This is a genomic window from Geodermatophilus sp. TF02-6 (assembly GCF_003319115.1).
Taxonomy (GTDB): Bacteria; Actinomycetota; Actinomycetes; order Mycobacteriales; family Geodermatophilaceae; genus Geodermatophilus.
The window spans coordinates 239504-263338 of the sequence record NZ_QOHF01000002.1; the positions used below are offsets into that span (position 1 = coordinate 239504).

The following is a 23835-nucleotide window of genomic DNA, read 5'->3' on the forward strand; positions in this document are numbered from 1 at the left end:
CGAGGAGACCCCGTGACCACGCTGTGGGACACCACCGGCTCGGCGGTGGTGAAGGAGCTCGCGGCGCAGCGGCGCACCGGCGGCGCGGTGCTCTCCGGCGTCGCGCTGACGCTGGTCGTCGTGGCCGACGAGGGCCGGGTGGCCGAGGCCGAGGAGGCCGCGACCGCCGCCGCCGAGCAGCACCCGTGCCGGCTGCTCATCGTCGTCCGCCGGCAGATCGACGCCCCGCACCCGCGGCTGGACGCCGAGGTGCTCATCGGAGGCCGGCTCGGGCCCGGCGAGGCCGTGGTGATGCGCATGTACGGCCGGCTCGCCCTGCACGCCGAGTCGGTCGTGCTGCCGCTGCTGGCCGCCGACGCGCCCGTCGTCACCTGGTGGCACGGCCCGCCGCCCGGGCGGCTGGCCACCGACGCGCTCGCGGTCATCGCCGACCGGCGGATCACCGACAGCTCGCTGGCCGACGACCAGGTGGCCGCGCTGCACACCCGGGCCGAGGACTACGCCCCGGGTGACACCGACCTGGCCTGGACCCGCAGCACGCCCTGGCGGACCACCCTCACCTCGGCCCTGGACTCCGTGGCGGGCCGCCGCGGCGAGGCCGTGCGGCTGCGGGGCGGGCAGGTGGAGGGCGACCCCGACAACGCGACCGCCCGGCTGCTGGCCGGCTGGGTGGGCGCCCGCTGCGGCTGCGACGTCCCCCTCGTGAGCGCCACCCGGCGCCCCGGCCCGAGCGGCGTCTCGGCGGTCGTCCTGCAGCTCGACCAGGACGAGCAGGTGCGGGTGGAGGCCGACCGCCGCGGCGGCGCCGCGATCACCCAGCCGTTCCGGCCGGACTCGACCGTGGCGCTGCCCGACCGCCAGCTCGGCGACCTGATCGGCGAGGAGCTGCGCCGGCTGGACCCGGACGAGCCGTTCGCCGACGCCCTGGAGGCCGCCACCGGCGTCTCCGGCCTGAGCGACCGCTCCCCGGTGCGCGAGCACGTGTGGGTCGACCCCGCCCAGGCTGCCCCGAGCGACGGTCAGATGGCCCCGGAGGTGCCGGCGGACTCGGTCGACTCCGACGAGGTCGCCCTCGAGGGCGAGCACGACACTGCGGAGAGGGTGCCGTGAGAAAGGACCCTCCTGCCCCCCACCGTAGAAGGACCCCGTCCTCCTCACCCCTCGCAGGCTCGGAGTGAGCCTCGGGACGGGGCCGCGCGGCGGGCCCCTGCAGGAGGGCCAAGTGCCCGACGTCGTCGTCGAGCCGGACGCCGACCGGCTGGCCCGCGCCGCCGCCTCCGCCCTGGTCGCCCGGCTGGCCGCGGCGCAGACGGTGCACGGGACGGCGTCGGTGGTGCTCACCGGCGGCGGCATCGGCACCGCCGTCCTGGAACGGGTCGCCGGGCTGGCCCGGGAGCCCGAGCGGGAGCAGGTGGACTGGACGACGGTCGACGTCTGGTGGGGCGACGACCGGTTCGTGCCGGCCGACGACGAGGAGCGCAACGAGCTGGGCGCACGTCGGGCGCTGCTCGACGTGGTCGGCGTGCCGGCGGAGCGGGTGCACGCGATGCCCGCCTCCGACGCCGGCACCGAACCGGAGGACGCCGCGGCCTGGTACGCCGGGCAGCTGGCCGACGCCGCCCCCGAAGGCGAGGCGCTGCCCCGCTTCGACGTCCTGCTGCTGGGCATGGGCCCGGAGGGACACGTGGCGTCGATCTTCCCCGAGTCCCCGGCCGCCTCCGACGAGCGCACCGTGGTCGCGGTGCGCGACTGCCCCAAGCCGCCGCCCACCCGGATCAGCCTCGGCTTCTCCGCCATCAACACCGCGGAGGAGGTGTGGCTGCTGGTCTCCGGGGCGGCCAAGGCGCCGGCCGTCGCCCGGGCCCTCGAGGGCGGGGCCGGGCCGCTCCAGCTGCCGGCCGCCGGGGTGCACGGCCGCCGGGCCACCCGGTGGCTGCTGGACGCCGACGCCGCCGGCGAGCTGAGCGGAGGCGGCTGAGCGAGGACCCCTCCCGGGCCTCTCCGAGCGGAGGGTGGGGACGGCGGCCACCCTTCAGGTAGGAGGATCCCGTCCTCCCCGTGAAGGGCCCCCTCGCCCCCCGCCACTCGCAGGCTCGCCGCTGGCCCCGTCCCGGCCCCGTCCGGAGGCTCGCGCCGAGCTTGCGAGGCGTGAGGGGGCGGGGTCCTTCCACCGAGCCTGCGAGGGATGAGGGGGGCGGGGTCCTTCTCCTGCGAGGGGGCCATCAGGGCTCGGGGCGGTGCCCTGGACGGGGCCGGGCGCGGGGCAAGGCGTCCTTGCTTCAGCCGCCGCGCCGCTCCCGCAGCTTGTTCAGCGCCTCCTCGAGGAGGGCGTCGCCGTCGGCGTCGCTGCGCCGCTCGCGGACGTAGGCGAGGTGGGTCTTGTACGGCTCGGTGCGCGGCACCGGCGGCGGCGCCGCCGGGTCCTGACCGGCGGGCAGCCCGCACCGGGGGCAGTCCCAGAACTCGGGCACCTCGGCGTCGGTGGCGAAGGCCACCAGGGTCTCGTGCCCCTGCGTGCACCAGAACCCCACCCGCCGGCGGGGGGCGGACTCGCCGCGCTCGGCCTCCCCCATCGGCCCCGCTCCGACCCGCGTCCCCCGGATCGCGTTCCCACCAGCCACGAGCGCCCCCTGTGTCCCCAGCGGTCCTGCGGCGCAACCGGCCGCTTGGGCAGTCTAGGGCCTCCGCAGCGTGATCCCGACCCGTTTCCCCCGGCTCAGACCTTCAGCAGGATGCCCAGGCCCACGATGCAGATCGCCCAGATCAGCCCGGTGAACACGGTCAGCCGGTTGAGGTTCTTCTCGACCACGGAGGAACCGGCCAGCTGCGAGGAGACCGCGCCGCCGAACATCGAGGACAGTCCCCCGCCCTTGCCCCGGTGCAGCAGGATCAGCACCACGAGGAGCACGCTGGTGAGCACCAGCAGCACGTTGAGGACCAGCTCGATCATGTCCCGAGGGTAACCGACCGGCCGGGTCGGCCCGGCCTCCGCGGCCCGGACCGGGTCCTGCTCCGCTCCCGCGCGGTCCGGCGGTCGGCGGAGGACGACACGGGTCCGCCCCTGCGTCCCGGTCCGCTGCTCGCAATGACGCCCGGGCTCACAGCGACGCCCGGGCTCGCAGCGACGCCCGGCGGAGAACGCCGGTCAGCGGACGCCGGCGGTCGCCAGGTCGTAGCTGCTGTAGGCCGTCATCACCACGCCGTTGCGCAGCCGCTGCCCGGCCATCAGCTGCACCCGCGTCTCGGCCAGCGGTACGTACGCCCCGGTCGCGACGGCCGCCGTCGCGACCTCCCGCCAGGCGGCGCGGGCGGTACCCGGGTCGCCGGCGGCCCGCGCGGTGTCGATGAGGGCGTCGATGGCGGGGTCGGTCAGCCGGGCGAAGTTGGTGTTGCCGACGAGGCTGACCGACCGGCCGTCGACCAGCGGGACGAGGAACGACCCGGGGGTCGGGACGTCGGCGGTCCAGGTGGCCAGCACGATGCCGATCCCGTTGGCCCGGACCGTGTCCGGGTTGCCCACCTCGGTGGCGTAGAAGCTGGGCGCGTCGAGCGGCCGGACCTCGGCCTGGATGCCGACCCCGGCCAGCTCGGCGGCGACCTCCTCGCCGACGGCCACGCTGGTCGCGGCGTCGGGCACGGCGAGCACGGTGCCGAACCCGTCCGGCCGGCCGCACGCGGCCAGCGACTCCCGCGCGGCGTCGGGGTCGGGGCCGGGGTCGGGGTCCTCGGGGCCGCCGTCGAGTCCCTGCGGCCACAGCTGCGAGGTGCGCGCGGCCTCCTGCGGACCGCCCAGCTGCTCCTGCACGGCCGCCCGGTCGACCGCCGCGGCGACCGCGGCCCGGCAGTGCGCGTCGTCGAACGGCGCCACGTCGGTCGGCAGCGCCAGCAGCCGGACCACGTTGCTGGGGACCTCGTCCACCCGGTCGGCGAGGGGGACCTCCCCGCCGGCCTCCTCCACCACCCGGGCGGTCGTGGGGGCCTGCACCCCGGTGCCCGAGACGTCGACGTCCGCCGAGCCGGCCAGCAGCGCCTGGTCGCGCTCCACCCCGGTCAGCCCGGTGCGGACGACGACCCGGTCGGGCAGCGCGGTGCGCACGTCGTCGGTGGCCGGATCCCACTGCGGGTTGCGGTCGAGCACGATGCCGGTCACCGCGTCGACCGAGGTGACCGCGTACGGGCCCGAGGAGACCGGGTCGCGGCCGTAGTCGGCGCCGATGTCGTCCTCGACCGGCACCGGGCTGCTCGACGGCAGCGCCATGACGAACGGGAAGTCCGGCTGCGGCGTGCGCAGCCGGAAGGTGACGGTGCGGTCGTCGGGGATCTCGATGGCGGCCAGGCCCAGCCTGTCGGGCGACTCGTCCTGGTACGGACCGGCGTAGGGGTCGGCCGGGTCGTCGAGCAGCTCCACCACGTGGGTCGGGCCGCCGACCACCACGTCGGATGCGAAGGAGCGCTCGATGCCGTACTTGACGTCGCGGGAGGTGATCGGCCGGCCGTTCTCGAACCGGGCGCCCTCGCGCAGGGTGAAGGTCCAGGTGCTGCCGCCGTCCGGGGTGGTGCCCAGGTCGGTGGCCAGGTCGGGCACCAGCTCGTCGGTGCGGCCGGGTTCGGTCGAGTACGTCACCAGGGTCCGGGTGTAGAGCCGCATGAGGTTCCACACGCCGGGCAGGTAGGAGCGCTGGGGGTCGAGGCTGTCGACCTCGCCGGTGACCACCCGCAGCGTCCCGCCGGGAGCGTCGGACGGCGCCCGGACCCCGGTCAGCCCGGTGTCCGGGCCGCCGCCCTGGACGGGGACGCCGGCGCCGGCGTCCCCCGTGCCCCCGCACCCGACGGCGAGGCCGGCGACGAGGAGGACGGCGAGGACGGCGCCGAGCACCCGGCCCCGGGCGCCGCCGGCCCCGGCCGGGCCCCGCTCCAGCGTGCTGTCCACCCACCGCTCCCCGCCTGGCCGGCGGCGGCGGTCAGCTGCCGTCGGCGGCTGTCCGACAGATCTGCGCGAACTCGTCGGCGTCCAGGCTGGCGCCACCGACGAGCGCACCGTCGATGTCCGGCCCGGCCAGGATCCCGGCCGTGTTGGCGGCCTTCACCGACCCGCCGTAGAGGATACGGACGACCTCGGCCGTCCCCGGGCCGAAACGCTCGGCGAGCCGTGACCGGATGGCACCGCACACCTCCTGGGCGTCCTCGGGGGTGGCGACCTCACCGGTGCCGATGGCCCACACCGGCTCGTAGGCGATGACGATCCCGGTGCCGTCCCCCGGCGCGGTCAGCTGCTCGGTCGAGAGCCCCTCGAGCGCGGCGTCGAGCTGGGCGGTGGTGTACGGGACGTGCTGGCCGGCGCGGCGCACCTCCAGCCCCTCCCCCACGCACAGGATCGGCACCAGGCCGTGCCGCAGCGCGGCCTGCACCTTGCTCGCCACCACCGCATCGTCCTCGCCGTGCAGCGCGCGCCGCTCGGAGTGGCCGACGACGACGTAGGTGCAGTCGAGCGCGGCCAGCATCGCGCCGCTGACCTCACCGGTGTAGGCGCCGGAGTCGTGCGCCGAGAGGTCCTGCGCGCCGTACCCGACGTCCAGCTTGTCGCCGGCGACCAGCGTCTGCACGCTGCGAAGCGCGGTGAACGGCGGCAGGACGACGACCTCGGCGGCCTCCAGCTCCGCCTCCTTGAGGGAGAACACCAGCTTCTGCACCAACCCGATCGCCTCGAGGTGGGTGAGGTGCATCTTCCAGTTGCCGGCGATCAGCGGCCTCCGCCCCTCATGAGGCCGCCCCTCATGAGCCCGCCCCTCATGAGCCCGCCCCTCGCGAGACCGCCCCTCCCGGCGGCCCGCGGCGTCCCTGCGGGCCACTACGCGTCCCCTCGCTCGAGCACCGCGATCCCGGGCAGCTCCCGGCCCTCGAGGTACTCCAGCGACGCTCCGCCCCCGGTGCTGATGTGCCCGTAGGCGGACTCGTCGAGGCCGAGCTGGCGGACGGCGGCCGCGGAGTCCCCGCCACCGACCACGGACAGTCCGTCGACGGCGGCGACCGCCTCGGCCACCCCGCGGGTGCCGGCCTGGAACGGCGCCAGCTCGAAGACCCCCATCGGGCCGTTCCAGAACACGGTGCGGGCCCCGCCCAGCTCGCGGCCGAAGGCCTCCACCGTGCGCGGGCCGACGTCGAGGCCCTTGAGGTCGTCGGGGATGGCGTCGACGGCGACGACGGTGGTCTGCGCGTCGTCGCTGAGGTCGGCAGCGCAGACCACGTCGAGCGGCAGCACGATCCGGTCCCCGTTCTCGTCGAGCAGCCGCCGGCAGGTGTCGACCTGGTCGGCCTCCAGCAGCGAGCCGCCGACGCCCAGGCCCTGGGCGGCGAGGAAGGTGAAGCACATCCCGCCGCCGACCAGCAGCCGGTCGACCTTGGGCAGCAGCGCCTCGATGACGGCCAGCTTGTCGCTGACCTTGGAGCCGCCGAGGACCACGACGTAGGGGCGCTCGGGGTCCTCGGTCAGCCGGCGCAGCACGTCCAGCTCCTCGACGACCAGCCGGCCGGCGGAGTGCGGCAGGCGCAGCGCGACGTCGTACACCGAGGCGTGCTTGCGGTGCACCGCACCGAACGCGTCGTCGACGTAGGCGTCGGCCAGCGCGGCGAACCGGTCGGCCAGCTCGCCCCGCAAGTCAGCGTCCTTTGCCGTTTCGTTTGCTTCGAACCGGACGTTCTCCAGCAGCAGCACGTCGCCGTCGCCGAGGTCGGCGGCCCTGGCCCGCGCGTCCTCGCCGGCCACGTCCGCGGCCAGCGGCACGTCGGCGCCGAGCAGCTCGCCCAGGCGCGCGGCCACCGGCGCCAGCGAGTACTGCGGGTCGGGTGCGCCCTCCGGGCGGCCCAGGTGCGCGGCCACGACCACCCGGGCGCCGGCGTCCCGCAGCGCCTGGAGGGTGGGCAGGCTGGCCCGGATCCGCCCGTCGTCGGTGATCGCCTGCGTCTTGTCCAGGGGGACGTTCAGGTCGGCGCGCACGAACACGCGCCGACCCGAGACCCCCTCGGCGAGCAGGTCGTCGACGGTCCTCACGAGAGGGACGTGCCGACCAGCACGGTCAGGTCGACCAGCCGGTTGGAGTAGCCCCATTCGTTGTCGTACCAGCCGAGCACCTTGGCCATCGGGCCGAAGACCTTGGTCAGCTTGGCGTCGTAGATGCACGACGACGGGTCGGTGACGATGTCGGAGGACACGATCGGCGCGTCGGTGTAGGTGAGGTACTTGCCGAGCGGGCCGCCGGCGGCCTCGCGGTAGGCGGCGTCGATGTCGTCGGCGGAGGCCTGGCGGCCCAGCTCCACGGTCAGGTCGGTGGCCGAGCCGGTGGGCACCGGCACCCGGATGGCGTAGCCGTCCATCTTGCCCTTCAGCTCCGGCAGCACCAGGCCGATGGCCTTGGCCGCACCGGTGGAGGTCGGGACCATGTTGAGCGCGGCGGCGCGGGCGCGGCGCAGGTCGCGGTGCGGCCCGTCCTGCAGGTTCTGGTCGGCGGTGTAGGCGTGGATGGTGGTCATCAGGCCGCGCTCGATGCCGAACGCGTCGTTGAGGACCTTCGCCAGCGGGGCCAGGCAGTTCGTGGTGCAGGACGCGTTGCTGATGATCGTCTGCGAGCCGTCGTACTGGTCGTCGTTGACGCCCATGACGATGGTGATGTCGTCGCCGGTGGCCGGCGCGGAGATGATGACCTTCTTGGCGCCGCCCTTGTCCACGTGCTTGCGGGCGTCGTCGGCCTTGGTGAAGAAGCCGGTGGACTCGACGACCACGTCGACGCCCAGGTCGCCCCACGGCAGGTTGGCCGGGTCGCGCTCGGAGAGCACCTTCATGGTGTCCCCGCCGACCTTGATGCCCTCCCCGTCGGCGGCGACGTCCTCGGAGAGCTTGCCCAGGACGCTGTCGTACTTCAGCAGGTGGGCGAGGGTCTCGGGGCTGGTGAGGTCGTTCACCGCCACGATCTCCACGTCCGCACCGCTCGCCGCGGCGGCCCGCCAGAAGTTGCGCCCGATCCGGCCGAATCCGTTGATGCCCACCCGCACGGTCACTGCAGACCTCCCTAGTCCGGTGAAGCCGGTGTTCCGGGGGCCGCGCGGAGCACGCGGCCTCGCTCGGGGACGACCCTAGCGGTCCTGGGCTGATGTGGCCCGGGGCGCCGGTGACGGCCCGAGGAGCGCGAGCACGGCCTCGGTGACGACCGCGCACCCGGTGACGTACCGGAACGGCCTCCCTGCAGCAGAAGGACCCCGTCCTCCTCGAGAAGGACCCCGTCCTTCTGCGGTGGGGGGCAGAGGGGTCCTTCCACTACTGGGCGAGCATGTCCTCGGTGACGACGGACTCGGTGTCGGGGATGCCGAGGTCCTTGGCCCGCTTGTCGGCCATCGCCAGCAGCCGGCGGATGCGGCCGGCGACGGCGTCCTTGGTCATCGGCGGGTCGGCCCGCTGGCCGAGCTCCTCCAGCGACGCCTGACCGTGCTCGAGCCGCAGCCGGCCGGCGACCAGCAGGTGCTCGGGGGCGTCGCCGTCGAGGATCTCCAGCGCCCGCTCGACGCGGGCGCTGGCGGCCACCGCGGCGCGGGCGGAGCGGCGCAGGTTGGCGTCGTCGAAGTTGGCCAGCCGGTTGGCCGTGGCCCGGACCTCGCGGCGCATCCGCCGCTCCTCCCAGGCCATCACCGCGTCGTGGGCGCCCATGCGGGTCAGCAGCGCGCTGATCGCGTCGCCGTCCCGGACGACCACCCGGTCGGCGCCGCGGACCTCGCGGGCCTTGGCGGCGATGCCGAGCCGCCGGGCGGCGCCGACCAGCGCCATGGCGGCCTCGGGGCCGGGGCAGGTGACCTCCAGGGAGGAGGAGCGGCCCGGTTCGGTGAGCGACCCGTGCGCGAGGAAGGCCCCGCGCCAGGCGGCCTCGGCGTCGTTGAGGCTGCCCGAGACGACGGCGGGCGGCAGCCCGCGGACCGGACGGCCGCGCTGGTCGACCAGCCCGGTCTGGCGGGCCAGGCCCTCGCCGTGCTTGGCGATGCGGACCAGGTAGCGCACGCCGCGGCGGATGTTGCCGCCGGCCAGCACGCTCACCCCGCTGGTGTAGCCGTACACCTCGCTGATGTCTCGACGGAGCCGGCGGGCGACGGAGCCGGTGTCGAGCTCGGCCTCGATGACCACGCGGCCACCGACGATGTGCAGGCCGCCGCTGAACCGCAGCAGCGCGGTGACCTCCGCCTTGCGCTCAGAGGTCTTGCTGCACTCCACCCGAGACAGCTCGTCCTTGACCATGGCGGTCATCGCCATGCCGTCCACCCCCACGTCCCCCCGGGGTCACCAAGCCCCATGTGCGGCGTCTCCTTCTCCCCCTCGTACCGGTGCCGGTACCTGAGGTTGCGGTACCGGACTCCGGATTTCCATGCCCTGTCGCACCCCGGCCGCCGACCGCAGGGCCGTCCCCAGAGCCGTGGCCAGGCGCACCGGGTCGTGGCGCGGCGCCCCCTCCCCCTCGGCCACCGGGGTCAGGACCAGCTCGGCTCCGCACTCACGCACCGCAGACAGGAGACCACAGCGGTCAACCACCGAGTCGACATCGGCGATCACCGTGTGCAGCGCCACCCCGCCCAGGTGCGCCCGCAGGACCGCCAGGTGCTCCTCCGGCGAGAAGCCGTCGGTCTCCCCCGGCTGCGGCTCCAGGTTGAGGACGACGACCACTCGGGCGCGGCTGGCCTCGAGGGCGGCGCGCAGCCGCGGGACCAGCAGGTGCGGCAGCACCGAGGTGTACCAGGAGCCCGGGCCGAGGGAGACGACGTCGGCGGCGGCGATGGCGTCGAGCACCGCCCGGCTCACCGGCGGGTCCGGCGGCGCGACGATGATGTCGCGCACCCGGCCGGGCGTGGTCGCGATCGCCACCTGCCCGCGGATGGTGCGGCTGCGCGCCGGGTCGTCGGGGTCGGTGCTGTCCACCCGGGCCACCAGGTCCAGCGGCACGTCGGCCATGGGCAGCACCCGGCCGCGGGCGCCGAGCAGCCGGCACAGGTCGTCCAGCGCGCGGACGGTGTCGCCGTCGTGCATCTCGACCAGCCCGGTGAGCACCAGGTTGCCCACCGGGTGGCCGGCGAGGACGCCGGTCCCGCCGAGCCGGTGCTGCAGCAGCGCGGCCACCTGCCGGGTACCGGGGTCGTCGCCGGCCAGGGCGGTCAGCGCCATCCGCAGGTCGCCGGGCGGCAGCACCGGCATCTCCCGGCGGATGCGGCCGGAGGAGCCGCCGTCGTCGGCGACGGTGACGACGGCGGTGAGGTCGGGGGTGATCCGCCGCCACGCGGCCAGGGCGGCGGCCAGCCCGTGGCCGCCGCCGAACGCCACGACGCGCAGTGGTCGGTCGAGCGCCGGACCCGCAGGCCCGGTGTCTCCGGCGGCCACTACTCGCGGCCCAGGTCGCGGTGCTGGACGGCGGCGTCGACGCCGTCCGCCCGCAGTCGGCGGGCGAACTCCTCCGCGATCGCGACGCTGCGGTGCTTGCCGCCGGTGCACCCCACCGCGAGGGTCAGGTAGCGCTTGCCCTCCCGCCGGTAGCCGGGGATGAGCAGCCGCAGCACGTCGGTGTAGCGGTCCAGGAACGGGGCCGCCTCCTCCTGGCCCAGGACGTAGGCGCGCACGTCCGGGTCCTGCCCGGTGTGCGGGCGCAGCTCGGGCAGCCAGTGCGGGTTGGGCAGGAACCGCGCGTCCACGACCAGGTCGGCGTCCAGCGGCAGGCCGTACTTGAAGCCGAAGCTCATCACCGTGGCGGTCAGCGGCGGGGTCTGGCCCTCGCGGGCGAAGGCGTTCTCCAGCGTGGCGCGCAGCTGGTGCACGTTGAGGTCGCTGGTGTCCACCCACAGGTCGGCCTCGCCGGCGATCCCGGTGAGCAGGCCGCGCTCGGCGGTGATGCCGTCGATGAGCGTGCCGTTTCCCTGCAGCGGGTGCTCGCGCCGGTTGGACTCGTAGCGGCGGACCAGCACCTCGTCGCGCGCGTGCACGTAGAGCACCCGCGGGCGGTGCCCGGCCTCCGACAGCACACGGATGGCCTCCTGCAGGTCGCTGGAGAACGCCCGGCTGCGCACGTCCACGACGGCGGCGAAGCGGCGGACGTCGCCCCGCGCGCCGAGCTCCACCATCGGCAGCAGCAGCGCCGGGGGGAGGTTGTCCACGACGAACCAGCCGAGGTCCTCCAGCACCCGCCCGGCGCTGTTCTTGCCGGCGCCGGACAGGCCGGTGACGACGACGACGTCCAGCGGCGGGGTCTCGGTGGACGCCGGGTCCATGGGGGCGGGGAGGTCGCCGTGCGGGTGGCCGCCGTTGCCGGCCGGGCCGGGGTGGGCGCCGAGCACGCCGTCCGCCGTCCGCGCCCCGTCCATCCGGCTCACGAGGCCACCCGGCCGACCTCGGCGGTGGTCCCGGCGTCGCCGCTCGGAGTGCCCCGCTCGGCGGGGCCGGCCGGTGCGGTCGTCGTCTCGACGACCGCACCGGCCGGGGTGTCGACCGCCGGCTCCACCGGTTCCGCCGGCTGTACCTCCGTCGCCTCCCCCACCTCCGGCTGTACCTCCGTCGCCTCCCCCACCTCCGGCTGTGCGACCGCCGCCAGCACCGCCTGCGCCGTCCGCCGGCCGATGCCCGGGACGGCCATCAGCTCCTCGACGGTCGCGGCGCGCAGCCGCTTGAGCGATCCGAACTGCTTCATGAGCGCCTTTCGCCGGGTGTCGCCGAGCCCGGGGACGTCGTCCAACAGGGAGACCAGCATGCTGGTGGACCGCTTCTGCCGGTGGTAGGTGATCGCGAAGCGGTGCGCCTCGTCGCGGACCCGCTGCAGCAGGTACAGCGCCTCCGACGTGCGCGGCAGGACCACCGGGTCGCTCTCCCCGGGCAGCCACACCTCCTCCATGCGCTTGGCCAGCCCGCAGACGGCGACGTCGACGATCCCCAGCTCGTCCAGGGACCGCGCGGCCGCGGCCACCTGCGGGGCGCCGCCGTCCACCACGAGCAGGTTGGGCGGGTAGGCGAACCGGCGCGGCCGGCCCTCCTCCGCGGCGACGCCTCCGGCGTCCGCCCGGTCGGCCTGCTCCCGGAGGTGCCGGGCGAAGCGGCGGCGGACCACCTCGGCCATCGCCGCGGTGTCGTCGGTCCCGTTCGTGACCGCGAAGCGGCGGTAGTCGGACTTCTTCGCCAGGCCGTCCTCGAAGACGACCATCGAGGCCACCACGTCGGTGCCCTGCACGTGCGAGACGTCGATGCACTCGATCCGCAGCGGCGCCTCGGGCAGCTCGAGCGCCTCCTGCAGCTCCGCCAGCGCCAGCGAGCGGGCGGTGAGGTCGCTGGCCCGCCTCACCCGGTGCCGGGCGAAGGCCTCCTCGGCGTTGCGCTGCACGGTCTCGAGCAGGGCCCGCTTGTCGCCGCGCTGGGGGACGCGCAGGGACACCTTCGAGCCGCGCAGCTCGGCGAGCAGCTCGGCGTAGACGTCGGCGTCGGCGGGCAGCTCGGGCACGAGCACCTCGCGGGGCACGGCCTCGCCGGCGCCGTTCTCGTCGTCCACACCGCCGTAGACCTGCAGGAGGAACTGCTCGACCAGCTCGCCGGTGGTGACCTCCTCGACCTTGTCGACGATCCAGCCGCGCTGGCCGCGCACCCGCCCGCCGCGCACGTGGAAGACCTGGACGGAGGCCTCCAGCTCGTCCTGGGCGAAGGCGACGACGTCGGCGTCGGTGCCGTCGCCGAGGACGACGGCCTGCTTCTCCATCGCCCGCTTGAGCGCCCCGATGTCGTCGCGCAGCCGGGCGGCCCTCTCGTACTCCATCGCCTCGGCGGCCTCGGCCATCTCCCGCTCGAGCCGCTTGACCATCAGGTCGGTCCGGCCGGCCATGAAGTCGCAGAAGTCGTCGACGATCCGCCGGTGCTCCTCGGCGCTGACCCGACCGACGCAGGGCGCGGCGCACTTGCCGATGTAGCCGAGCAGGCACGGGCGGCCGATCTGCCCGGCGCGCGTGAAGACGCCGTTGGAGCAGGTGCGGGCCGGGAAGACCCGGGTGAGGGTGTCGAGCGTCTCGCGGATGGCCCAGGCGTGCGCGTACGGGCCGAAGTAGCGCACGCCCTTCCTCTTCGGCCCGCGCATGACCTGCAGCCGCGGGTACTCCTCGTTCAGGGTCACGGCCAGCGAGGGGTAGCTCTTGTCGTCGCGGTAGCGGACGTTGAACCGCGGGTCGAACTCCTTGATCCAGTTGTACTCGAGCTGGAGGGCCTCGACCTCGGTGCCGACGACGGTCCACTCGACGCTGGCCGCCGTCGTCACCATCTGCCGGGTGCGCGGGTGCAGCCCGGCGACGTCGGCGAAGTAGCTGTTCAGTCGCTGCCGGAGGTTCTTGGCCTTGCCGACGTAGACCACCCGCCCGTTGGGGTCGCGGAACTTGTAGACCCCCGGGTCCTCCGGGATGCTGCCGACCGCCGGTCGGTACGTGGACGGGTCGGGCATGCGCTCTAGCCTAGGTGGCGGGCCCGACGTCCCGGTCGCCCCCGAGTCGTCGGGCGTCACGGCCGGTGCACGTGTGCAGGTGCGGCTCGCGCCGACCGCCGAGGTCGTCGCGGCCTCCCGGCGCGACCCCCCCGGATTCGTCGCGGCTCGCTCCGCGGAGCCGCCCGGCGACAGCTGACGCCCGCCGGACCGTCAGCGCAGACGCGCCTCGAGCCAGGCGAGCAGGTCGGCAGTCACCTCGTCGCGGTTGGTCTCGTTGAGGACCTCGTGCCGAGCGTCGGAGTAGACGTGCAGCTCGACCGGGAGGCCGCGGGCGCGCAGCAGGTCGGCCAGGGCGGTGACCTGGCCGGCGTCGACCCCGCCGACCGGGTCGCGTTGCCCGGCCAGCAGCAGCACCGGCAGGTCGCCGGGCAGCGCGGCCACCCCCTCCTCGCTGGCCGCCCGGACCGACAGCCCGAACACCCCGGCTGCGTAGGCCGTGGTCAGCGGCATCTGGTCGCCGCACATCGGGTCGGCGACGTAGGCATCGACCTCGGCCGGGTCCCGGGAGAGCCAGTCGTAGGGTGTGCGGGCCGGCTCGAACGGCTGGTTGAAGGCCCTCAGCGCGTCCAACGGGTGGTCGCCGGCGCCGGCCGCCGTCGAGGCCTCCAGCGCGGCTACCGCCTCCGTCAGGTGCGGGGCGACGCCGACCGGGCCGGAGAGCGCCAGGCCGGCGAGGTCGCCGCCGTCCCGCTCGGCCGCGGCGAGCGCGACGATCGAGCCCATCGAGTGGCCGAGCAGCACGTGCGGGACGCCGGGGTGCTCGTCAGCGGCGACCGCGGACAGCGCCCGGACGTCGTCCACCAGGGTGTCGACGCCGGCGCCGCCGAACCGGCCGGCGCCGGTGGCCTCCGCCGTCCGGCCGTGGCCGCGCAGGTCCATCGCGTACACGACCAGGCCGCGGGCGGTGAGCGCGCCGGCCAGCCGGCCGTAGCGGCCGGAGTGCTCGGAGGCGCCGTGCACGACCTGAACGGTGGCGCGGACCTCCCCCTCCGGCAGCCAGCGCCGGTACACCAGGCGCACCCCGTCGGCAGCCTGCAGCAGCCGCTCGTCCTCACCGGTCACCGTCATCGCGCGTCCTCCCCGGGTGGGCCCTTGACCGCCAGGATCGGGCAGTCGACGTCCAGCAGGATCCGCTGGGCGGCGCTGCCCATGAGCAGCTTGCCCACCGCCGAACGCCGCCGCAGGCCGATGACCAGCAGGTCGGCGTCGGTGTCCGCCGCCGCGTCGGCCAGCTCCTCGGCGACGTCCCGGCCCACCGGCTGGCGCACCTCGAAGGGCACCCCGGACACGGTCAGGTCGGCGTGCAGCTGCCGCAGGCGGTCGCCGAAGAGGAACTCCTCGTCGACCAGCGCGTCGCCGCGGGAGCTGTTGACCACGACCAGCCGCGCGGAGCGCCGCTGTGCCTCGAGCACCGCGTGCTCCAGCGCGGCCCGGCCCCGGGGGGTGGGGACGACGCCGACCACGACCACCGGCTGGGCTCCGGTCACCGGCGCACCTCCCGTTCGTCCTCCCGGTGCCGCAGCCTGGCGCCCTCCTGCAGTTCCTCGGGGGTCGAGCGGCGGCCGCGGACGGCGCGCAGCACGATCGGCCCGGCCAGGGCGAGGAGGGCCAGGGCCAGGACGATGCGGCTGAACCAGGTCTCGACCAGGACGCCGAGGTCGCCGCCGCTGATGGCCAGGGCCCGGCGCAGGTTGGTCTCCGCGATCGGGCCGAGGATCAGCCCGATGACCGCCGGCGCCACCGGCCAGCCGTAGCGGCGCATGAGGAACCCGAGGCCGCCCAGGAGCAGCAGGATCACCAGGTCGAGGGGGTCGGCGTTGACCGCGTAGGAGCCGAGCGAGGCGAACAGCAGGATCCCGGCGTACAGGTAGGGGCGCGGGATGCGCAGCAGCTGCACCCACACGCCGGCCAGGGGCAGGTTGAGCACCAGCAGCATCGCGTTGCCGATGAGCAGGGCCGCGATCAGCGTCCAGACCAGCGTGGACTCGGTGGTCAGCAGGGTCGGCCCGGGCTGGATGCCGTAGCCGGTGAAGGCGGCCAGCAGGATCGCCGCGGTCGCCGACGTGGGTAGGCCGAGGGTCAGCAGCGGCACGAGGACGCCGGCGGCCGCGGCGTTGTTGGCCGCCTCCGGCCCGGCCACGCCCTCGATGGCGCCCCGGCCGAACTGCTCGGGGTGCTTGGTGAGCCGGCGTTCGGCGGCGTAGGAGAGGAAGGTCGGGATCTCCGCACCACCGGCGGGCAGCGCGCCGAACGGGAAGCCCAGCGCGGTGCCGCGCAGCCACGGCTTCCACGACCGGCGCAGGTCCTCGCGGGTCATGTACGGCCCGGACGCGGGCATCACCTGCACCGGCCCGCGGCGCAGCCGGGACGCCACGTACAGCGCCTCGCCGACCGCGAACAGGGCCACCGCCACGACGACCACGTCGATGCCGTCGGACAGCTGCGGGATGCCGAGGGTGAACCGCTCCTGCCCGGAGAGCACGTCGGTGCCGACCAGGCCCAGGTAGAGGCCGACGCCGAGGGAGGCCAGCCCGCGCAGCGGCGAGGAGCCCAGCACGGTGGAGACCGCCACGAAGGCGAGGACGGCGAGGGCGAAGTAGTCGGCCGCGGTGATCCCGATGGCCAGGTCGACCACGGTGGGGGCGACGAGGGCGAGCAGCAGGGTGGCGATGGTGCCGGCGACGAACGACCCGATGGCCGCCGTCGCCAGGGCCGCCGCGCCGCGGCCGGCCTTGGCCATCTGGTTGCCCTCGAGCGCGGTCATGATCGAGCTGGACTCGCCGGGGGTGTTGAGCAGGATCGACGTCGTCGACCCGCCGTACATGCCGCCGTAGTAGATGCCGGCGAACATGATGAACGCGCTGGTCGGCTCCAGGACGTAGGTGATCGGCAGCAGCAGCGCGACGGTCATGGCCGGCCCGATGCCGGGGAGGACGCCGACCGCCGTCCCCAGGAGCACGCCGAGCAGCGCGAACAGCAGGTTGACCGGGGTGAGCGCGTCGGCGAAGCCGCCGAGCAGGTCGGAGAGGGCGTCCATCACGACCAGCCCCTCACACCCAGCTCGTCGCCCACTCGAGCAGCGTCCCGCCGGGCAGCGCCACGTTCAGTGCCTTGACGAAGACGACCCAGACGACGATCGAGGTGATGCCGCCGGCGAGCAGCGGTCGGACGATGCCGCGGGCGCCCAGCGCCCAGGCCACGGTGCCGAACATCAGCGTCACCGCCAGCGGCCAGCCGACCACGTTGATCAGCAGCGCGTGGGCGAGGAAGGCGACGGCGATGACGCCGACCGCACGCCAGGAGGTGCCGGCGGTGGGGTCGACGTCCTCGCTCTCGTCGGCGGGGCCGCGGTCACCGCGGAAGACGCGGTAGCCCAGGGCCAGGGCGGTGGCGATGACCAGCCCGCCGACCAGGTAGGGGAAGAAGCGCGGGCCGACGGTGTTCGCCGAGCCGGGGACGGCGATCGTGCCGGCGTCCAGGACCAGGTAGACCCCGAGCGCGCCCAGGGCGACGGTCATGACCAGCTCGCCGGTGTTCCGCCCCCGGAACTCCTGGGCGACGGGGGCGGCCGGCTCGCGGTCGCTCCGGGTCGCGCCGGCGGGGCCGTCCCGCCCGGCGCCCGGCCCGGTCACTGGACCAGCCCGATCTGCACCAGGATCTCGCGCACCCGTGCCTCCTCCTCGGTGAGGAACGCGCCGTAGTCGTCGCCGGTCAGCAACAGGTCGTCCCAGCCGTTGTTCGCCAGCGCCTCGGCCCACTCGTCGGTGCCGTGCATGTCGACGACCAGGCCGATGAGGTCCTCGCGAGCGGAGTCGCTCATGTCGGGGCGGGCCATCAGGCCGCGCCAGTTGGACAGCTCGACGTCGAACCCGGACTCGACCAGGGTGGGGACGTCGGGGACCTGGCCGCTGCGCTCGGCGGTGGAGACGGCCAGGCCCGTGAGGTCGCCGCCGGCCACCTGGGGCCCGTAGTCGGCGGTGCCGGAGATGCCGGCGGCGACCTGGCCGCCGAGCAGCGCCGCCAGGGACTCGCCGCCGCCCGAGTAGGGGATGTAGTTGACGTCCCCGGGGTCGATGCCGGCCGCCTGGGCCAGCAGCCCGGCGAGGATCTGGTCGGTGCCGCCGGCCGACCCGCCGGCGATGGGCGTGTTCGCGGGGTCGGCCTTCCAGGCGTCGACGAAGCCGGCGATGTCGTCGTAGGGGGCGTCGGGCGGGGCGACGATGAGCTCCGTCTCACCGATCAGCCGGGCCACGGGGGTGACGTCGGTGAGCCGGGTGGTCGAGTCGTTGGTGTCGACGGCGCCGACCATGACCAGGCCCATCATCATGAGCAGGGCGTCGTCGTCCTCGCGGGCGAGCTGGCCCAGGCCGATGGTGCCGCCGGCGCCCTCGACGTTGAAGACCTGCACGTTGCGGGCCAGCCCGCTGCTCTGGATGGTCCGCTGCACCACCCGCGCGGTGGTGTCCCACCCCCCGCCGGGGCTGGCCGGGGCCATGATCCGCAGCCGGGAGAGGTCCCCGGGTCGGACGACGGTGCCCGCGCAGCCGGCCAGCGCGCCGAGCACGGGGGCAGCGACCACGCCGGCGAGGAACGACCTGCGAGTCAGCGGCACAGCGGCACCTCCGGTGCACCCGGCGCGGGGTCCCAGGCAACCACGAGTCACCGTCCAGGGGAAGGTGGCCGAAGGTCCACCGCTCACCCCAGGGGGTTGTCGTTCCGTGAGGACCGCGGTCAGTAGGGCGGTGGGGTGGTGGTGGCGGTCAGGCCGGTGGGGGTGGTGACGGTCAACGTGCCGTCGGGGTCGAGCTGGTAGCGCCAGCCGGGTGCCTGGTGCTTGCCGCGGTGGTCGGTGCCGCAGTAGCCGGCCAGGTTGGCCGCGCTGGTGGGACCCTCGGGCCAGGGCCGGTGGTGGTCGAGCTGGCCGCCGGCGGGCACCCGGCGGCGGCACCCCGGAAAGCGGCACCGCCGATCCCGGGCGCGCCCGTAGCCGTCCAGCTCGGCGTCGGGCCGGTAGACCGGCGTGGGGCCGGGCGGGCCCAGGCCGGGCCGCCCGGACAGGTCGTGGCCGCAGCGCTCGGGGTGGCGGCGGCAGGCCGGGCGGCCGCAGGCGCCGGCCCGGCGCAGGCCGGGCAGGTCGGTCAGCGCCAGCAGGGCGCCGCTGACCGCGTCGACCAGCGCGATCCGGGGCCGCTCGGCCAGCCCCCCGCCGGCGGTGGCGGCCAGCAGCGCGGCCAGCTCCTCCCGCTGGGTGTCGGTGGCGGCGGCCAGCGCGCCAAGCGCGTCGCCGGCGGCGGTGACCCGCCCGGCCGCACTGGCCTGCCAGGCGGCCTCGTCGGCGGCGTCGGCGCGCTGCGCGGTGCGCACCAGACGCTCGGCGGCGCCCAGAGCGAGCCGGGCAGCGTGCACCGCCGTCCCGGCGTCCTCGACCGCCCGATCCGCCGCCGCCCACCAGCCACCGCCCCCTGCACTCTCGGCGCCATCGCCGTCAAACGCCGGATGATCGGGCGGCGGAGCGCCAACACCCTCCGGTGAGGCGCCGGTCGGTGGATCCCCACCGAGTGGGCCGCCGACACTCGGCCGATCCGACGCCCAGGACTCATCCCGGCCGGTGGCCTCAGCGAGGTCGTTCACGTCGGTGAGGCCGACCCGCGGGTCGGGGCCCCACCAACCGGGCTCGGACGGATGCCCCGACGGCCAGCCCGCCTCGCCGGAGGCGGGGGCGTCTCCGAACGCGCGGCCGGTCAGCTCGTCGAGCCAGCGGTCGAACTCATCCGCGCTGAGCTGGTCGCGGGCCCGATCGACCGGGCCGCCCTCGGGGTCGTCCGGATCCCCGTCGGATGCGGTGGCGGTGTCGGCCGTGGTGCCGGCGCTGAGGTCCGGCCCGGCGCCGCCGGAGGTCGTCGCGGCGGACGTTCCCGCCGGTGCAGCGGTGTCCGAGCCGGCCGGGCCGGCATCGGTGGCAGTGGGTCGAGGGTCGAGGCCGGCGAAGGCGCGGGCCAGCCGGCGGACCATCTCGGCGGGCACCAGCTGCCCGTCCACCTCACCGGGCGCGTCGCCGCCGAGCAGCGTGCCGATGGAGGCCACCACGGTCAGCAACACCTGCACCGGCGGCAGGTCGTTCTCCCCGGGCCGCAGCACCAGGTCCAGCAGACAGTCGACCATCTTCTGCCCCCGCGTCCGCGGGGTCTCCCCGCCATCGGCGGCGTCGGCGAGGGCGTCGGCGTAGGCGCCCAGCGCTCGGTACAGCGCCTGCGCCTCGGGCGTGGTGCACACCACCGTCACCGCCGACATGCCCACGGCCCGCTCCGGACGTAGGCTGATCCCGCGCTGGCGCAGGGCGCGGGCCAGGTCCCGGGCGGCGTCGCGGGCGTTGTGCTTCGCGATCACCCGGCGCACCCGATCCCCCAGCGCCGCCGGGGTGGTCACCCGGTGCCGGGCGGCGATCCAGTCGATCAGCTCGTCCTGGATGCGGGCGCGCAGCCGCTCGTCGCCGATCGGGGCGACGTGCTCGAGCAGGCACCACAGGTGCCCCGGGTGCAGCACCCCGTCCTCCAGGGCATCGAGCACCCGCGGCAGCCGCTGCACCAGCGTCAGCGACCGCTCCAGCAGGGCATCGGCCGCCGGCGCGCTGATCGACAGGGCGAGCGAGAGCTCCGGCGCGGCCCACTCGCTGACCGGCCGCAGCACCTCGGCCCGCGCCGCCCACCGCTCCGCGCTCATCGCGCCGCGCTCACCTTGCTGGCGGTCGGTGGTGGCCGGCCGGGTGGCGGCGAAGGCGGCGACGGCTCGGGCGCGCACCGCGGTCTGCCGGGCGATCTCCCGATCGGCGGCCTGCACCGCCCCCAACGGACCCGACGCCCAGCCCACCGACGGGCTGGCCAGCGGCTGGACGGCAGGTGCGGCAGCAGCCGAGTTGCCGGTGAGCGCGCCGCCGTCCATGTACTCGATCATACGTTCGAATATGAGACGATGCAAAACCGAATCGAGAGAACGCCCTGGTCACCACCGTGGCCCAGCGGTCGCGGCAAGCCGGAGCGGCCTGACCGGGAACGTGCGAGGGTGCACGACGACCGCAGCTCCCGGCCCTCGGGCAGCACCACGGGCGCACCCATCGCACCATGGCGCTGCCCCCGGCGTTCCCGGACCAACCCGGTCGGAGCCAGCCGCCTCGCCCCGAGTCGGCCGGGTCGGCCGGGTCGAGCGTGTCCCGGCCGACCACCGTGCAGCGGCCCATCCGCCGGTCGGCGGCTGTGGAGACCCGGATCGGCCGGTGCGGCCAGGGGCCCGGCCGGTCGGCGCGCGGAGACACCGGCCGGCCGGAGCAGCGGTCAGCTCGCCTTGCGCCGCGCCCGCTTCCTCGGTCCGGCCGCGGCCGCGGCGACGGCGTCCGGGTCGAGGAGCCTGGCCAGGTAGCGGCCGGTGTGGCTCTCCGGCACCGAGGCGACGAACTCCGGCGGCCCCTCGGCGACGACCGTGCCACCCCGGAAGCCACCCTCGGGGCCCATGTCGACGATCCAGTCGGCGCTCTTGACCACGTCGAGGTTGTGCTCGATGACGAGCACCGAGTTGCCCTTGTCGACCAGGCCCTGCAGCACCATGAGCAGCTTGCGGATGTCCTCGAAGTGCAGCCCGGTGGTGGGCTCGTCGAGGACGTAGACGCTGCGGCCGTTCGACCGCTTCTGCAGCTCGCTGGCCAGCTTGACCCGCTGCGCCTCGCCGCCGGAGAGCGTCGTCGCCGGCTGGCCGAGCCGCACGTAGCCCAGCCCGACGTCGGTGAGCGTGCGCAGGTACCGGGCGATCGCCGGGATCGCGGCGAAGAAGTCCGCGGCCTCCTCGATCGGCATGTCGAGGACCTCGGCGACCGTCCGGCCCTTGTAGTGCACCTCGAGGGTCTCCCGGTTGAACCGGGCGCCCTTGCAGACCTCGCACGGGACGTAGACGTCCGGCAGGAAGTTCATCTCGATCTTGATGGTGCCGTCGCCGGAGCACGCCTCGCAGCGGCCGCCCTTGACGTTGAACGAGAAGCGCCCGGGCAGGTACCCGCGGATCTTCGCCTCGGACGTCTGGGCGAACAGCTTGCGGATGTGGTCCCACACGCCGGTGTACGTGGCCGGGTTGGACCGCGGCGTGCGCCCGATCGGCGACTGGTCGACGTGCACCACCTTGTCCAGGTGCTCCAGACCGGTCACCGTGCGGTGCCGGCCGGGCACCAGCCGGGTGCGGTTGAGCTCGTTGGCCAGCACCGTGTAGAGGATGTCGTTGACCAGGCTGGACTTGCCCGAGCCGGAGACGCCGGTGACCGCGACCAGGCAGCCCAGCGGGAAGGTGACGTCGACGCCCTTGAGGTTGTTCTCCCGCGCGCCCTTCACCACCAGCTCACGACCGGACGTCGGCTGGCGGCGCACCTGCGGCACCGCGATCTCCTTGCGGCCGGACAGGTACGCACCCGTCAGCGACCGGTCGCTGGCCAGCAGCTCGTCGACCGGCCCACTGACGATCACCTCGCCGCCGTGCTCGCCGGCGCCGGGCCCGATGTCGACCACCCAGTCGGCGGTCTTGATCGTGTCCTCGTCGTGCTCGACGACGATGAGCGTGTTGCCCATGTCGCGCAGCCGGACGAGGGTCTCGATCAGCCGGGTGTTGTCCCGCTGGTGCAGCCCGATCGACGGCTCGTCGAGGACGTAGAGGACGCCGACCAGCCCCGACCCGATCTGCGTGGCCAGCCGGATCCGCTGCGCCTCCCCTCCGGCCAGGGTGGCCGCCGGGCGGTCCAGGGACAGGTAGTCGAGCCCGACGTCGACCAGGAAGGACAGCCGGGCCTGGATCTCCTTCAGCACGCGGTCGGCGATGGCCCGCTCCCGCTCCCCCAGCTCCAGGGCGCCCAGCCACTCGGCGGCCTCACCGATGGAGAGGCTGGTGACCTCGGCGATCGACCGGCCGCCGAGCTTGACCGCGAGGATCTCCGGCTTGAGCCGGGTGCCGTGGCAGACGGGACAGGGCACGTCGCGCATGTAGCCCTCGTACTTGTCCCGCATGTACTCGCTGTCGGTGTCCTCGTGCCGCCGCTCGATGAACGGCAGCACGCCCTCGAACGCGGCGTAGTAGCTGCGCTCGCGGCCGTAGCGGTTGCGGTAGCGGACGTGCACCTGGTCCGGCGAGCCGTGGAGGACGGCCTTCTGCACCTTCGCGGGCAGCCGCTCCCACGGGTCGTCCATGGAGAAGCCCAGCTGCTGGGACAGGCCGGTGAGCAGCCGGGTGAAGTACTCGTTGCTCATCGACGTGGCCCACGGGGCGATCGCGCCCTGGGCCAGGCTCTTCTCCGGGTCGGGGACGACGAGGTCGGGGTCGACCTCCTTGCGGGTGCCGATGCCGGTGCACTCGGGGCAGGCGCCGAACGGGGAGTTGAAGGAGAACGACCGCGGCTCCAGCGCCTCGAAGGACAGCCCGTCGTCCACGCAGGCCAGGTGCTCGGAGAAGGTGCGCTCGCGCTGCGGGTCGTCCTCGGGCAGGTCGACGAAGTCGAGGACGACGAGCCCGCCGGCCAGGCCGAGGGCCGTCTCCACCGAGTCGGTGAGCCGGCGCTTGGCGGTCTCCTTCACCGTCAGCCGGTCGACGATCACCTCGATCGTGTGCTTCCCCTGCTTCTTCAGCGTCGGCGGCTCGGTGAGCGGGTGGACGACGCCGTCGACGCGGACGCGGGAGAAGCCCTGGGTCTGCAGCGAGCTGAACAGGTCGACGTACTCGCCCTTGCGGGCCCGGACGACGGGGGCGAGCACCTGGAACCGGGTGCCCTCGGCCATCGCCAGGACCTGGTCGACGATCTGCTGCGGCGTCTGCCGGGAGATCGGCTTGCCGCAGTTCGGGCAGTGCGGCTGGCCGGCGCGCGCGTAGAGCAGCCGCAGGTAGTCGTAGACCTCGGTGATCGTGCCCACCGTCGACCGCGGATTGCGGTTGGTCGACTTCTGGTCGATGGAGACCGCCGGGGAGAGCCCCTCGATGAAGTCGACGTCGGGCTTGTCCATCTGCCCGAGGAACTGGCGCGCGTAGGCCGACAGCGACTCGACGTAGCGGCGCTGGCCCTCGGCGAAGATCGTGTCGAAGGCGAGGCTGGACTTCCCCGAGCCGGACAGCCCCGTGAAGACGATCAGCGCGTCGCGGGGCAGGTCGAGGTGGACGTCCTTGAGGTTGTGCTCTCGGGCGCCGCGGACGACGAGGCGGTCCATGTTGTCCCTGTCGGTCGTGCTCGGTGGGGGCCGGGCCGTGGGTGGTACTGCCGGTGGGGTGGTGCGGTCGGCGGTGCGGTGGAGAC

At 74.8% G+C, this 23835-nt stretch carries 19 protein-coding genes; 2 read left to right on the top strand and 17 right to left on the bottom strand.

The window, feature by feature from the left end:
- The first annotated feature begins 12 nt into the window (after positions 1-12).
- Both DQ238_RS03175 and pgl read left to right on the top strand, forming a co-directional pair.
- Entirely contained in the window at positions 13-1110 is a 1098-nt protein-coding gene (locus DQ238_RS03175) for a glucose-6-phosphate dehydrogenase assembly protein OpcA (protein ID WP_113779844.1), read from the top strand.
- A 112-nt stretch (positions 1111-1222) separates the two neighbouring features.
- The gene (pgl, locus tag DQ238_RS03180; RefSeq protein ID WP_113779845.1) at positions 1223-1978 is read left to right on the top strand and encodes a 6-phosphogluconolactonase; all 756 of its coding nucleotides are present in this window, start codon (positions 1223-1225) and stop codon (positions 1976-1978) included.
- A 301-nt stretch (positions 1979-2279) separates the two neighbouring features.
- On the opposite strand, the gene DQ238_RS03185 is transcribed toward pgl, so the two are convergent.
- The 17 genes from DQ238_RS03185 to uvrA form a co-directional block, all read right to left on the bottom strand.
- A complete protein-coding gene (locus DQ238_RS03185; RefSeq protein WP_113779846.1) occupies positions 2280-2621 on the bottom strand; it encodes an RNA polymerase-binding protein RbpA in 342 nt (113 codons plus the stop codon).
- A 95-nt stretch (positions 2622-2716) separates the two neighbouring features.
- On the bottom strand, positions 2717-2950 hold the full coding sequence (gene secG, locus DQ238_RS03190) for a preprotein translocase subunit SecG (RefSeq protein ID WP_233495670.1): 234 nt from the start codon (positions 2948-2950) through the stop codon (positions 2717-2719).
- 195 nt (positions 2951-3145) lie between these two features.
- Positions 3146-4930 (bottom strand): ABC transporter substrate-binding protein, encoded by a 1785-nt coding sequence (locus DQ238_RS03195; RefSeq protein WP_113779847.1) that lies wholly within the window; start codon positions 4928-4930, stop codon positions 3146-3148.
- Between the two features lie 31 nt (positions 4931-4961).
- Positions 4962-5744 carry a triose-phosphate isomerase gene (tpiA, locus tag DQ238_RS03200; RefSeq protein ID WP_113779914.1) on the bottom strand — a complete coding sequence of 261 codons (783 nt, stop codon included), beginning with the start codon at positions 5742-5744 and terminating at the stop codon, positions 4962-4964.
- 104 nt (positions 5745-5848) lie between these two features.
- Entirely contained in the window at positions 5849-7048 is a 1200-nt protein-coding gene (pgk, locus tag DQ238_RS03205; protein ID WP_113779848.1) for a phosphoglycerate kinase, read from the bottom strand.
- Complete coding sequence (gap, locus tag DQ238_RS03210; protein ID WP_113779849.1) at positions 7045-8052, bottom strand: type I glyceraldehyde-3-phosphate dehydrogenase; 1008 nt, start codon at positions 8050-8052, stop codon at positions 7045-7047. The genes pgk and gap overlap by 4 nt, the downstream gene beginning before the upstream one ends.
- Before the next feature lie 256 nt (positions 8053-8308).
- Complete coding sequence (gene whiA, locus DQ238_RS03215) at positions 8309-9289, bottom strand: DNA-binding protein WhiA (protein ID WP_113779915.1); 981 nt, start codon at positions 9287-9289, stop codon at positions 8309-8311.
- A 27-nt stretch (positions 9290-9316) separates the two neighbouring features.
- Entirely contained in the window at positions 9317-10348 is a 1032-nt protein-coding gene (gene yvcK, locus DQ238_RS03220; protein WP_305037553.1) for a uridine diphosphate-N-acetylglucosamine-binding protein YvcK, read from the bottom strand.
- 56 nt (positions 10349-10404) lie between these two features.
- A complete protein-coding gene (gene rapZ, locus DQ238_RS03225; protein ID WP_233495678.1) occupies positions 10405-11379 on the bottom strand; it encodes an RNase adapter RapZ in 975 nt (324 codons plus the stop codon).
- Positions 11380-11384: 5 nt separating this feature from the next.
- Positions 11385-13484: an excinuclease ABC subunit UvrC gene (uvrC, locus tag DQ238_RS03230; protein ID WP_113779851.1), complete on the bottom strand. Its 2100-nt coding sequence runs from the start codon at positions 13482-13484 to the stop codon at positions 11385-11387.
- A gap of 192 nt (positions 13485-13676) precedes the next feature.
- Positions 13677-14594 carry an alpha/beta fold hydrolase gene (locus DQ238_RS03235; protein WP_113779852.1) on the bottom strand — a complete coding sequence of 306 codons (918 nt, stop codon included), beginning with the start codon at positions 14592-14594 and terminating at the stop codon, positions 13677-13679.
- Positions 14591-15013, bottom strand: coding sequence for a universal stress protein (locus DQ238_RS03240; protein ID WP_233495672.1), 423 nt, complete (start codon positions 15011-15013; stop codon positions 14591-14593). The genes DQ238_RS03235 and DQ238_RS03240 overlap by 4 nt, the downstream gene beginning before the upstream one ends.
- Positions 15010-16563: a tripartite tricarboxylate transporter permease gene (locus tag DQ238_RS03245; protein WP_113779853.1), complete on the bottom strand. Its 1554-nt coding sequence runs from the start codon at positions 16561-16563 to the stop codon at positions 15010-15012. Before DQ238_RS03245 ends, DQ238_RS03240 begins: the two co-directional genes overlap by 4 nt.
- A 13-nt stretch (positions 16564-16576) precedes the next feature.
- Positions 16577-17158 (bottom strand): tripartite tricarboxylate transporter TctB family protein, encoded by a 582-nt coding sequence (locus tag DQ238_RS03250; protein WP_113779854.1) that lies wholly within the window; start codon positions 17156-17158, stop codon positions 16577-16579.
- Positions 17155-18138 (bottom strand): tripartite tricarboxylate transporter substrate binding protein, encoded by a 984-nt coding sequence (locus tag DQ238_RS03255; protein ID WP_113779855.1) that lies wholly within the window; start codon positions 18136-18138, stop codon positions 17155-17157. Before DQ238_RS03255 ends, DQ238_RS03250 begins: the two co-directional genes overlap by 4 nt.
- A gap of 119 nt (positions 18139-18257) precedes the next feature.
- Positions 18258-20477, bottom strand: coding sequence for an HNH endonuclease signature motif containing protein (locus DQ238_RS22665; protein WP_158550701.1), 2220 nt, complete (start codon positions 20475-20477; stop codon positions 18258-18260).
- 377 nt (positions 20478-20854) lie between these two features.
- A complete protein-coding gene (uvrA, locus tag DQ238_RS03265) occupies positions 20855-23749 on the bottom strand; it encodes an excinuclease ABC subunit UvrA (protein ID WP_113779856.1) in 2895 nt (964 codons plus the stop codon).
- Positions 23750-23835 lie beyond the last annotated feature (86 nt).